Origin of the sequence: Microbacterium gubbeenense DSM 15944, assembly GCF_000422745.1 — a bacterium.
Taxonomy (GTDB): domain Bacteria; phylum Actinomycetota; class Actinomycetes; order Actinomycetales; family Microbacteriaceae; genus Microbacterium; species Microbacterium gubbeenense.
In genome coordinates this window covers 1-12,239 of record NZ_AUGQ01000002.1, presented here as the reverse complement: position 1 = coordinate 12,239, position 12,239 = coordinate 1, and the positions used below count along the sequence as shown (strand labels likewise).

The 12,239-nt window shown below is 68.6% G+C and carries 11 protein-coding genes; all 11 read left to right on the top strand.

Annotation, left to right across the window (positions count from 1 at the left end):
- Positions 1-94: 94 nt before the first annotated feature.
- The 11 genes from G510_RS15060 to G510_RS0101995 all read left to right on the top strand — a co-directional run bounded on the left by G510_RS15060 (position 95) and on the right by G510_RS0101995 (position 11,953).
- Positions 95-1,717 carry a sodium:solute symporter family transporter gene (locus tag G510_RS15060; protein WP_051216277.1) on the top strand — a complete coding sequence of 541 codons (1,623 nt, stop codon included), beginning with the start codon at positions 95-97 and terminating at the stop codon, positions 1,715-1,717.
- On the top strand, positions 1,714-1,842 hold the full coding sequence (locus G510_RS18630) for a putative transporter small subunit (protein ID WP_029152235.1): 129 nt from the start codon (positions 1,714-1,716) through the stop codon (positions 1,840-1,842). The genes G510_RS15060 and G510_RS18630 overlap by 4 nt, the downstream gene beginning before the upstream one ends.
- 247 nt (positions 1,843-2,089) lie before the next feature.
- On the top strand, positions 2,090-3,133 hold the full coding sequence (argC, locus tag G510_RS0102035; protein ID WP_029152234.1) for an N-acetyl-gamma-glutamyl-phosphate reductase: 1,044 nt from the start codon (positions 2,090-2,092) through the stop codon (positions 3,131-3,133).
- Entirely contained in the window at positions 3,130-4,287 is a 1,158-nt protein-coding gene (argJ, locus tag G510_RS0102030; RefSeq protein WP_029152233.1) for a bifunctional glutamate N-acetyltransferase/amino-acid acetyltransferase ArgJ, read from the top strand. The genes argC and argJ overlap by 4 nt, the downstream gene beginning before the upstream one ends.
- Positions 4,284-5,189, top strand: coding sequence for an acetylglutamate kinase (argB, locus tag G510_RS0102025; protein WP_029152232.1), 906 nt, complete (start codon positions 4,284-4,286; stop codon positions 5,187-5,189). Before argJ ends, argB begins: the two co-directional genes overlap by 4 nt.
- Positions 5,186-6,388: an acetylornithine transaminase gene (locus G510_RS0102020; protein ID WP_029152231.1), complete on the top strand. Its 1,203-nt coding sequence runs from the start codon at positions 5,186-5,188 to the stop codon at positions 6,386-6,388. Before argB ends, G510_RS0102020 begins: the two co-directional genes overlap by 4 nt.
- Positions 6,385-7,317: an ornithine carbamoyltransferase gene (argF, locus tag G510_RS0102015; protein ID WP_029152230.1), complete on the top strand. Its 933-nt coding sequence runs from the start codon at positions 6,385-6,387 to the stop codon at positions 7,315-7,317. Before G510_RS0102020 ends, argF begins: the two co-directional genes overlap by 4 nt.
- A gap of 10 nt (positions 7,318-7,327) precedes the next feature.
- Positions 7,328-8,416, top strand: coding sequence for a heparan-alpha-glucosaminide N-acetyltransferase domain-containing protein (locus G510_RS0102010; RefSeq protein WP_051216204.1), 1,089 nt, complete (start codon positions 7,328-7,330; stop codon positions 8,414-8,416).
- Positions 8,413-9,867 carry an argininosuccinate lyase gene (gene argH / locus G510_RS0102005; protein ID WP_029152228.1) on the top strand — a complete coding sequence of 485 codons (1,455 nt, stop codon included), beginning with the start codon at positions 8,413-8,415 and terminating at the stop codon, positions 9,865-9,867. The genes G510_RS0102010 and argH overlap by 4 nt, the downstream gene beginning before the upstream one ends.
- A 2-nt stretch (positions 9,868-9,869) precedes the next feature.
- A complete protein-coding gene (gene tyrS, locus G510_RS0102000) occupies positions 9,870-11,162 on the top strand; it encodes a tyrosine--tRNA ligase (RefSeq protein ID WP_029152227.1) in 1,293 nt (430 codons plus the stop codon).
- A gap of 38 nt (positions 11,163-11,200) precedes the next feature.
- Complete coding sequence (locus G510_RS0101995) at positions 11,201-11,953, top strand: hypothetical protein (RefSeq protein WP_157560384.1); 753 nt, start codon at positions 11,201-11,203, stop codon at positions 11,951-11,953.
- Positions 11,954-12,239 lie beyond the last annotated feature (286 nt).

Sequence of the window (12,239 nt, the reverse complement as noted above, 5' to 3'; positions counted from 1 at the left end):
ACCGCGCGCGGCCTGCGTGCTGCGCGGCAAGAGAAAGGGACCCGCCTCCGTGGGCGACCTCCAACAGATCTCCTGGCCCGTCGTGGTCATCCTCATGCTCGTCTTCTTCGGCGGCAGCTTCTATATGTCGGTCCGCATCTCCCGGAAGAAGGAGAACGCCGATGGCTACATGACCGGCGGCGGCAAGCTCGGCTTCGGCATCTCGGCGGCTTCTATGACCGCCACCTGGATCTGGGCCTCGTCGATGTACGCCTCGGCGTCATCCGGCTACCAGTTCGGGATCTCCGGCCCGATCCACTACGGGTTGTGGGGCGCGTTGATGATCCTCCTCATCTACCCCTTCGGCAAGCGGATCCGCTCGGTCGCGCCCCGCGCGCACACGATCGCCGAGGTCATGTTCGCCCGCCACGGGCGCTCCAGCCAGCTGATGCTCGCCGGATCCAACGTGCTCGGCAGCCTCATCAGCCTCACGTCGAACCTCATCGCGGGCGGCGCGCTCATCTCGCTGCTGTCGCCGTTCAGCTTCACGCAGGGCATCCTCGCGATCGGCGCGGGCGTGCTGCTCTACACGCTCTGGTCCGGCTTCCGCTCGTCGGTGCTGACCGACCTCGCCCAGGTCATCGCGATGCTCGGCGCCGTCGTCATCATCGTGCCCGTCGTGTTCTTCGCCGCCGGCGGCCCCGGCATGTTCGAGCAGGGGGCGTCGAACCTCACGCCCGAGCAGGGGAACTTCTTCTCCTCGAAGGCCTTCTTCGAGCAGGGCGCACCCTACATCGCGGCGGTACTGGCCTACGCGATCGGCAACCAGACGATCGCCCAGCGCCTGTTCGCCGTGCGCGAGGACCTCATCAAGAAGACCTTCGTGACGGCGACCGTCGGCTACGGCGCGACGATCATCGGCGTCGGCATGCTCGGCGTCATCGCGCTGTACGCGGGGATCGAGCCGCTCGGCGGCGATGTCAACAACCTCATCCCGCAGATGGCGGCCACCTACCTCGGCCCGGTACTGATCTGCGTGTTCTTCGTGATGATCATCGGCTCGCTCTCGTCGACGGCTGACTCCGACCTCACGGCGCTGTCGTCGATCGTGATGGCTGACGTGTACGGCCAGAACGTGGCCGGCAAGAAGAACGCCAACCCCAAGACGATGCTCCTGGTCGGCCGGATCACGATGATCGTCGCGGTCGTCGCGGCCCTGTGCTTCGCGTCGATCCAGTTCAGCATCCTCGACCTGCTCGTGTTCGTGGGCGCGCTGTGGGGCGCGCTCGTGTTCCCGGTGATCTCGAGCTTCTACTGGAAGCGCGTGACGAACGTGGCCTTCACGGTCTCGGTTCTCGTGGCGCTCGCGGCGTTCCTGCCGGTGCGCTTCGAGTGGATCGGCCTCTCGGGCGGCGTGGGGATCGCAAGCGATGTTTTCGCCACGATCGGCGTGGGCGTGGTGCTCGCGCTCATGGCCTTCGGGTTCTTCGGCCTGAAGACGGGCATCGTGATCGGCATCGTCGCAACGCTCGCATCGGCGCCGTTCGCGATCGGGTTCCTGCACACCTATCCGACGCTGTCGGGATCGCTGATCGCCTACAGCGTCAGCACGATCGTGTGCGTGGCGATCACGATGATGAACCGCACCAAGTCGTTCGACTTCGAACTCATCAAGCAGCGCACGGGATCGTTCGACCCCGAAGCGCCTGCCGCCCAGAAGGAAGGAGCCATGCGATGACCGTCGCACTCACGCTCTATGTTCTCGTGTGGCCCGTGATCGTCGCGGGCACTCTCGCGGTCCTGGTCCGCGCGTTCGTCAAGGACGTGCGGGAGGCGAAGAAGAACGGCGAGCAGATCATCTGATCGCTCTCGCCGAGCGCCTGACTTCTTGCCGAGGGCCTGACGATTTCGAGGAAATCGTCAGGCCCTCGGCGAATCCTCAGATCCTCGGCAAGGCCCGACCCGTGCTAATCTCGCAGCCATGTCCTTCTGCGAGAGCCGTCGCGGCCGCCGAATCCGGGCGGACCGCCGGCCAGCGCACGCGTAAATCGCGCCGCGCGAGCGGTTCGCCGTCACGGTCAACCGCCCATCGCGCAATAAGGTAGAAGTCATGACGTATTCGGTCGCCGTTTCCGGCGCCTCCGGCTATGCGGGCGGCGAGATTCTTCGCCTGCTCGCGAATCACCCCGATGTCGAGATCACCACGGTCACGGCTCACTCGAACGCGGGCGACCCGCTCGTGGCGCATCAGCCGCACCTCCGCGGGCTGCGCCACCTCGAGCTGCAGCCCACCACGCCCGAGGTGCTCGCGGGCCACGACATCGTGTTCCTCGCGCTGCCGCACGGCCAGTCGGGCCAGTACACAGACGCGCTCGACAGCGTCGATCTCGTGATCGATGCCGGCGCGGATCACCGGCTCACGAGCAGCGCAGCATGGGATCAGTTCTACGGCGGCGAGTTCCACACGCCGTGGACGTACGGCGTGCCCGAGCTGCTCGTCGATGGTGTGAAGCAGCGCGAGAACCTCGTGGGGGCGACCCGCATCGCGGCTCCCGGCTGCAACGCTTCGACCGTGTCGCTCAGCCTCGTCCCGGGCGTCGCGGCGGGCGTGATCGAGACCGACGACATCGTTTCGGTGCTCGCGGTCGGCCCGTCCGGTGCGGGCAAGTCACTCAAGACGCATCTGCTGGGCGCCGAGCTCATCGGATCCGCGAACCCGTATGCCGTCGGCGGCACGCACCGCCACATCCCCGAGATCCAGCAGGCGCTGCGCGGCGCGGGCGCGACGGATCCGCGGGTCTCGTTCACCCCGGTGCTCGTGCCGATGGCGCGGGGGATCCTCGCCACGACCACCGCGCGCATCGCGCCCGGCGCGACCGACGCCGAGATCCGCGCCGCGTGGGAGTCCGCCTACGGCGATGAGACCTTCGTGCAACTGCTCCCCGAGGGATCGCACCCGCGCACTGCGGACGTGACCGGAGCCAACACCGCCCTCATGAGCGTCACGATCGACCGCGCCGCGAACCGCGTCATCATCGTCGCGGCCGTCGACAACCTCGCCAAGGGCACGGCGGGCGCCGCAATCCAATCGATGAACATCGCGCTCGGACTCGAGGAGACGACGGCGCTGACCATGAACGGAGTAGCGCCGTGAGCGTCACCGCAGCCCAGGGATTCGTCGCCGCCGGCGTCGCGGCCGGCCTCAAGTCGACCGGCAGGCCCGACGTCGCGCTCGTCGTCAACCGCGGACCGCAGAAGACCGCGGCCGCGGTGTTCACCTCGAATCGCGCCAAGGCCAATCCGATCATGTGGTCGGCGGAGGCCATCAAGAACGGCACGGCCGAGGCCATCGTGCTCAACTCCGGCGGAGCGAACTGCTTCACGGGATCGTTCGGCTTCCAGACCTCGCACCTGACGGCCGAGAAGGCCGCGGAACTGCTCGGCGTCGGCGCGGTCGACGTTCTCGTGTGCTCGACGGGCCTGATCGGCACGGGCGACGAGGTGTTCCGGCAGAAGGTGCTCGACGGCACGACGGCGGCGGCCGCGGCGCTGAGCGCCGACGGCGGCGAGAGCGCCGCGCGCGCGATCATGACCACCGACACGGTGCCGAAGCAGGCGACGCGCTCCGAGGGCGGCTGGACGATCGGCGGCATGGCGAAGGGCGCGGGCATGCTCGCGCCGGGCCTTGCGACGATGCTCGTCGTCATCACGACCGACGCCGAGCTCACCCCGGACGAGGCGGATCAGCACTTGCGCGCCGCCACGCGGACGACGTTCGATCGGCTCGACTCCGACGGCGCGATGTCGACGAACGACCAGGTCACGCTGTTGGCCAGCGGCGCCTCCGGCATCGCGCCCGACGCCGATGCGTTCCGCGCGGCGCTGACCGACGTCTGCCTCGACCTCGCGACCCAGCTGATGGGCGACGCGGAGGGCGCGAGCCACGACATCCTCATCACGGTCACGGGCGCGGAGACCGAAGACGACGCGGTCACGGTCGGCCGGTCGGTCGCCCGCAACAGCCTGTTCAAGACCGCCGTGTTCGGCAACGACCCCAACTGGGGGCGCGTGCTCGCGGCGATCGGCACGACCGATGCGCGGTTCGACCCGTACGACACCGACGTGACGATGAACGGGGTGCGGGTGTGCACGAAGGGCGGACCCGACCGCCCGCGGGAAGACGTCGACCTCACGCCCCGCACGACGACCGTCGAGATCGACCTGCGCTCGGGCTCCGAGTCGGCGACGATCATGACCAACGACCTGACGCACGCCTACGTCCACGAGAACAGCGCATACTCCTCATGACACCGATCGATCTCCAGCAAACGAGCCCCGAAGAGGCCGAGTTCAAGGCCTCCACGCTCATCGAATCCCTGCCGTGGCTCAAGCAGTACCGCGACGAGATCGTCGTGGTGAAGTACGGCGGCAACGCGATGATCTCGGAGGAGCTGCAGGAGGCATTCGCCGAGGACATCGCCTACCTGCGGTACGTCGGCATCAAGCCCGTCGTCGTGCACGGCGGCGGCCCGCAGATCTCGAACATGCTCGACCGCCTGGCGATCCCGAGCGAGTTCAAGGGCGGGTACCGCGTCACCTCGACCGAGGCGATCAGCGTGGTCCGCATGGTGCTCACAGGCCAGATCAACCCGCAGCTGGTCGCGAAGATCAATTCGCACGGGCCGTTCGCGGTGGGGATCTCGGGGGAGGACGCCGCGCTGTTCGGCGGCCGCCGCCGCGGCGTGATGATCGACGGCGTCGAGGAGAGTCTCGGCCGCGTCGGCAACGTCGAGCGGGTGGATCCGACGCCCGTGCTCGACCACCTGCGGGCCGACCGGATCCCGGTGGTCGCGGGCGTCGCCCCCGACCTCGACAACCCGGGCCACACCCTCAACATCAACGCCGACGCGGCCGCCTCCGCGCTCGCGCGGGCGCTCGGCGCGAAGAAGCTCGTGATCCTCACGGATGTTCCGGGCCTCTATGCCGACTGGCCGAACCGCGATTCGCTCGTCTCGCACCTGACTGCAGCCGAGCTCACCGACCTCATGCCCAAGCTCGAATCGGGCATGATCCCGAAGATGCAGGCCTGCCTCGACGCTGTCACCGACGGCGTGCAGAAGGCCTCGATCATCGACGGACGGGTGCCGCACTCGGTGCTCGTCGAACTCTTCACCAGCAACGGAATCGGAACGGAGGTCTCGGCATCATGACGCAGAACTGGAAGGACGAGGCCGGCCGCGACCTGATGAGCCTGGGCGGCCGTCTCGCGAACCTCGAGCGCGGCAAGGGATCCCACGTGTGGGACACCGACGGTGGCCGTTACCTCGATTTCCTCGGCGGCATCGCCGTGAACTGCCTCGGCCACGCCCACCCGGTCGTCATTGACGCCATCACGCAGCAGGCCGGCCGCCTCATCCACGTGTCGAACTACTTCGCCACGCCGCAGCAGCTCGAGCTCGCATCACGCCTCAAACGGCTCGCGGGCACGGGCGACGAAGGGCGCGTGTTCCTCGCGAATGCGGGCACTGAGGCCAACGAGACGGCGATCAAGCTCGCGCGGCTGCACGGCAACAAGCACGGCCTGGGCACGATCCTGTGTCTGAACGGCGCGTTCCACGGGCGAACCACGGGCGCGCTCGCGCTCACGCCGAAGGCCGCGTACCAGGATCCGTTCGCGCCGCTGATGCCGGGCGTGAAGGCGATCGACCCCACGATCGCGGCGCTCGAAGAGGCGTTCGCGGCGGGCGACGTGGCGGCGATCTTCGCCGAGCCGATCCAGGGCGAGGCAGGCGTCGTGCCGCTTCCCGAGGGCTTCCTCGTGCGGGCGCGCGAACTCGCGACCGAGCACAACGCGCTGCTCATCCTCGATGAGGTGCAGACCGGATCCGGCCGCACGGGCGAGTGGTTCGCCCACCAGCACCTCGGGATCACCCCGGACGCCGTGACGATCGCGAAGTCGGTCGGCGCAGGGTTCCCGCTCGGCGCGCTCATCACGTACGGATCCGCGAGCGAGCTGTTCTACCCCGGCACGCACAACTCGACGTTCGGCGGCAACCCGCTCGCGAGCGCCGTCGCGAACGCCGTGCTCGAGTTCATCGAGAGCGAGAACCTGCTCGAGAACGTCACCGCACGCGGTGCGGAGCTGCGCGAGAAGGTCGCGGCTCTTCCGCTCGTGGCCTCGACGCGCGGTGCGGGCCTGCTCATCGGAATCGTGCTCGATGCTCCGGTGGCCGCCGACGTCGCGGCCGAGGCCCTGACGCGCGGCCTCGTCATCAACGCGCCGGCGCCGGACGTCATCCGCCTCGCGCCCGCTTACACGATCGGCGACAGCGAGATCGCCGAGTTCCTCGACATTTTCACGGCATCGCTCGACGCGGTCGCCGCCCAGAACCAGGAGAACGCCCGATGACTCGTCACTTCCTCCGCGACGACTCGATCACGCCCGCCGAGCAGTCCGAGATCCTCGATCTCGCGACTGAGCTCAAGAAGGATCGATTCTCGGAGAAGCCGCTCGACGGCCCGCAGACGGTGGCGGTGATCTTCGACAAGTCATCCACGCGCACGCGCGTTTCGTTCGCGGTCGGCATCGCCGACCTCGGCGGATCCCCGCTGATCATCACGACCGCCTCGAGCCAGCTGGGCGGCAAGGAGACCCCGGCCGACACGGCACGGGTGCTCGAGCGCCAGGTCGCGGCGATCGTATGGCGCACCTATGCGCAGGCCGGTCTCGAGCAGATGGCGTCGGGCACGACGGTGCCCGTCGTCAACGCGCTCAGCGACGACTTCCACCCGTGTCAGCTGCTCGCCGATCTGCTGACGATCCGCGAGCACAAGGGCAGGACCGCGGGGCTCACGATGAGCTTCTACGGCGACGGCCGCTCGAACATGGGCCACTCGTATCTCGTCGCCGGCGCGATGGCGGGCATGCACGTGCGCGTCGCGAGCCCGGAGGGTTACGACCCGCGCGAGGACGTCGTCGCCGACGCGCGCGCGATCGCCGCGCAGACCGGCGGATCCGTGACGCTGACGACCGACCCCGTCGCCGCGGCGGACGGCGCCGACGTCATGGTCACCGACACCTGGGTGTCGATGGGCAAGGAGGAGGAGAAGGCGGATCGGCTGAAGGCGCTCGGCGGCTACAAGGTCACGACCGACCTGATGGCGCGCGCGAACGGCGACGCGATCTTCCTGCACTGCCTGCCCGCCGACCGCGGCTACGAGGTCGACAGCGAGGTCATCGACGGCCCGCAGAGCGTCATCTGGGACGAGGCCGAGAACCGACTCCACGCGCAGAAGGCGCTCCTCGTCTGGCTGTTGCGCCAGCAGGAGACCGTCTGATCGCAGGGCCATGCGTGCGCGGATCGGAGCATTCCTGAAGCCGCGCACGAGCGCGCCGGCCGGGCGAGCACCGAACCGTCGTGAGGGCGGGGTCGATCTCGCCCGCGGGCTCGCGGTGTTCGGCATGTTCGCGGCCCACGTGGTCGCAACGGCGCCGGAGTTCCACTGGACCGACCCCGCCAGCTGGTCGGCGGCGGTCAACGGCAACTCGTCGATCCTGTTCGCCGTGCTCGCGGGCGTCTCACTCGGCCTGCTGACGGGCGGATCCGCGCCGCACGCGGGCGTGCGCCTCGCGACCGATCGCCGCCGCACTGCCGTCCGCGCCGCGCTGATCTACGCGGTCGGCATCGCGCTGTGGCTGATGCCCGCGCCCGTGTACGTCATCCTGCCCGCGTACGGGATCCTCTTCCTCCTCGCCCTGCCGCTGCTCTCGTGGCGGCCGAGATGGCTGCTCGCGATGGCCGGCGCCGTCGCCGTGGTCGCCCCGTTCGTCGTGGCCGCCATCGATCACTCGGACTTCTGGTCGTCGTTCGAGGGTGCGGTCGTAAAAGACCTGACAGGTTGGCACTACCCGTTCCTCGCCTGGATCGCGTTCGTCGCTGTGGGGATCGCGGTCGCCCGCATCGGGTTCGACCGACCGCTCACGGTGCTCGCGACCGGTCTCATCGCCGCGGGGATCTCGTGCGCGGGCTTCGGCGTCATCGGCCGCTTCGGGGTCGAAGCGCTCTCGTCCGAACCGCATACGACGGGCATCGGGGAGATGTTCGGCTCGGGAGGACTCGCGGTCGCCGTCGTCTGCGCCTGCGTTCTCGTCTGCCGCACACCGCTCACGTGGATCGTGTGGCCCGTGCGCGTCGTCGGGTCGATGCCGCTGACCGCGTACGCCGGCCAGCTCATCGCGTGGAGCGTTTGGATCTGGGCACAGGATCCGCCCGTCGACCCGATCGGAGGATTCCATGCGGTCGATCCGTTCTGGCCGATGGTCCTCGCAACGGTCTTCTTCTGCTGCGCGTGGAACCTTATCGTCGGCCGAGGACCGCTCGAATGGGCGGTGGGCGCGATATCGACGCGTGCCGTGCGGGCTAGGCTGGACGGGTGAGTACGACGGATCCTGCATCGACCCCGCACGGCACGAACGAGGGCGCCCTCTGGGGCGGCCGATTCGCGTCCGGCCCGAGTCCCGCGCTCGAGGCGCTCAGCCGCTCGACGCACTTCGACTGGAAGCTCGCGCAGTACGACATCCGTGGATCCCACGCCCACACGACGGCGCTCGAGGCGGCCGGATACCTGTCGGCGGAAGACGCGGCGGCGATGCATGAGGGGCTCGACCAGATGTCCGCGAAGGTGGCCTCGGGCGAGCTCGTCCCGCGCCCCGGTGACGAGGACGTCCACGGCGCGCTCGAGCAGATGCTGCTCGACGAGGTCGGCGCCGAGCTCGGGGGGCGGCTGCGCGCCGGACGCAGCCGCAACGACCAGATCGCGACCTTCGTGCGCATGTACCTGATCGACCATGCCAGCATCGTCGCGCGCGACGTGCTGCAGCTCATTGATGCGCTCGTCGCACAGGCCGAGGCACACCACGGCGCGATACTGCCCGGCCGCACCCACCTCCAGCACGCCCAGCCCGTTCTGCTCGCGCACCACCTGCAGGCCCACGCGTGGCCGCTCGTGCGCGACCTCGAGCGGATCCGCGATTGGCGCGTGCGCGCCGGCGTCTCGCCGTACGGTGGGGGAGCCCTTGCGGGATCCACTCTCGGTCTCGATCCGGCGCTCGTGGCGCGCGAGCTCCAACTCGATCGTCCCGCGGAGAACTCGATGGACGCGACCTCTGCTCGCGACGTCGTAGCTGAGTTCGCTTTTATCGCGGCACAGATCGGCATCGACATCTCGCGCCTGGCCGAAGAGATCATCGTGTGGAACACGCGCGAGTTCGACTTCGTCACCCTCGACGACGGCTACTCGACGGGTTCGAGCATCATGCCGCAGAAGAAGAACCCCGACATCGCCGAGCTCGCGCGCGGCAAGTCGGGCCGCCTGATCGGCAACCTCACTGGGCTCCTGTCGACGCTCAAGGCGCTGCCACTCGCATACAACCGCGACCTGCAGGAGGACAAGGAGCCGGTGTCCGACTCGGTCGACACGCTCGAGCTCGTGCTGCCCGCGTTCACCGGCATGATCGCGACCGTGACGTTCCACACCGACCGCATGGCCGAGCGTGCGCCCGAGGGCTTCTCGCTCGCGACCGACGTCGCCGAGTGGCTGGTGAAGCAGGGCGTGCCGTTCCGGGATGCCCACGAGATCTCCGGATCCCTGGTGCGCGCGTGCGAACAGCGCGGGATCGGGCTCGAGGACGCCGACGACGCGGTGCTCGCCGAGGTGAGCGAGCACCTGACGCCCGGCGTGCGCGAGGTGCTGACGATCGAGGGATCCGTGGCGAGCCGCGCCGGCGTCGGCGGAACCGCTCCCGAGCGCGTCGCCGAGCAGCGCGTCGAGCTCGCCGAGCGCGCACAGCACGCGTTCGCGGCGATCACCGCGGGGGAGGGCAAGTGACCATGGCGACGACTTTGGCGCCCCAGCAGCTCGACGACAGCTTCGACACGCTCTGGGACGAGCTCCTCTGGCGAGGCCTCGTGCATGTCTCGACCGATCAGGACGCGCTCCGCGACCTGCTCGACGGCGATCCGATCGTGTACTACTGCGGTTTCGATCCGACGGCTCCGAGCCTGCACCTCGGCAACCTCGTGCAGCTGCTCACGATGCGCCGGCTGCAGCTCGCCGGGCACCGCCCGCTCGGGCTCGTCGGCGGATCCACGGGGCTCGTGGGCGACCCGCGGCCGACGGCCGAGCGCACCCTCAACACCCGCGAGACGGTCGAGGAATGGGTCGCGAAGCTGCGCGCGCAGATCGAGCGCTTCCTGAGCTTCGAGGGCGACAGCGCGGCGCGCATGGTCAACAACCTCGACTGGACGGCGCCGCTGTCGGCGATCGAGTTCCTCCGCGAGATCGGCAAGCACTTCCGCGTCGGCACGATGCTGAAGAAGGATGCGGTGAGCGCGCGGCTGAACTCGGATGCGGGCATCAGCTACACCGAGTTCAGCTACCAGATCCTGCAGGGGCTCGACTACCTCGAGCTGCACCGCCAGTACGGGTGCGTGCTGCAGACGGGCGGCAGCGACCAGTGGGGCAACCTCACGAGCGGCACGGACCTCATCCACCGCGTCGAGGGAACGGACGTTCACGCCTTCGGTACCCCGCTGATCACCAACAGCGACGGCACGAAGTTCGGCAAGAGCGAGGGCAACGCGATCTGGCTCGACGCCGAGATGTGCAGCCCGTACGCGATGTACCAGTTCTGGCTCAACGCCGACGACCGCGACGTCATCGAACGGCTCAAGGTGTTCACCTTCCTGGGGAGGGACGAGATCGCCGAGTACGAGCGGCTCGTCGCCGACGAGCCGTTCCGCCGGGCGGCCCAGAAGCGGCTGGCGCTCGAGGTGACCGCGACGGTGCACGGGCTCGACCTCACGCAGAAGGCGATCGCGGCTTCTGAGGCGCTGTTCGGCAAGGGCGAGCTCGCATCGCTCGATGCGGGCACGCTGTCGTCGGCGCTCGCGGAGCTGCCCCACGCGACCCTTGCGGCCGGAACCTCGATCATCGACGCGCTCGTGGCGACCGAGCTGGTGCCGTCGGGGTCCGAAGCGCGCCGCGCGATCAAGCAGGGCGGCGTATCGCTCGACGGCGAGAAGGTCACGTCCGACGATGCCGTCGTGACCGGATCCCTTCCCGGCGGAGTCTCCGTGCTCCGTCGCGGCAAGAAAGCGCTCGCGGGAGTATTCGTCGCCTGAGCACGTGCGGTTCGCTATCGTGATCGGAGGGGGTCAAGATGAGCACCAGTTCGACGCATGAGATGCCGTGGCGCCGCTCGGCAGAGCCCGACGACGGCGTTGCCATCGGTGACGGGATCGAGCTCATCGAACGCGGCGATCCGCTGCGCGATGCGGTGGCCGGTCTCGACCCGCAGGCCGCTTCGGAGGCGATGATCCCCACCGAGGAAGCGCGACGCGCCGCCGAACAGGCCGGCAGCCAGCGCGCCGCCGAGTACGCGCAGAAGGCCGGCGTCGACATCGACGCCGCCGGCATCAGCGAGACCGCGCTCGCCCTCACGACCGAAGAGGGGCGCACGAAAGCGATGAAGGAGCTGGGCGTGCACATGTCCGGCCGGCTCGCCGAGCGGTACGGCGTCTCGGATCCCGAGGCGACGAAGCTGCTCGAGTCTTCGCGCGCGCTGCGCACCCGCGAAGGGCGCGCACAGGTCATGGCCGAGTACGCGTCCGGCCCGTCGGGCGAGGCGCTCAGGACTCACCTCACGGAACGCGGCCTGTCGATCGAGGATCGACGCTCGGTGATGCACGACGCACTGTCGAACGGTGCCGTCACCGGTGCGCTGAAGAAGGCCGGCAAGGGGATCCTGATCGGCGGCATCATCCTGCTCGTCGTGCTGTTCGGGATCCTGATCGGCGCCGTCGCGCTGCTGAGCGCCCTGTTCGACGGGGGAGCGGACGCATCAGCGCTCGCAGACGTCGTTTCGACACGCCCGGCTGCAGCCGCTTTTGTGGCCCTCGTCGTTCCTGCGTAATGTAATCCCTTGTCGCCGCCAAGCGGTGAGGTCGAGCTGAGAGGCTCCCCCATCCCAGGAAGGCGACAACCACCACAACGAAGTCCTTCAGATGTCATGTCTGTGGGGCGGGATTACTGGGGGAAGCGGCCTCTTCACGAAGATGTCACTTCCAGGACAACCTCAGGTTGTCGTCTGGTAAGTTTGTGGTCTGTCGCTGTGATCGGTTTGCCGGTCTGATGGCCTGGTTGCTTCGGTAGCTTCGGCGTGTCGGATTTGACAGTCGGAATCACGGTGATAAGATAGA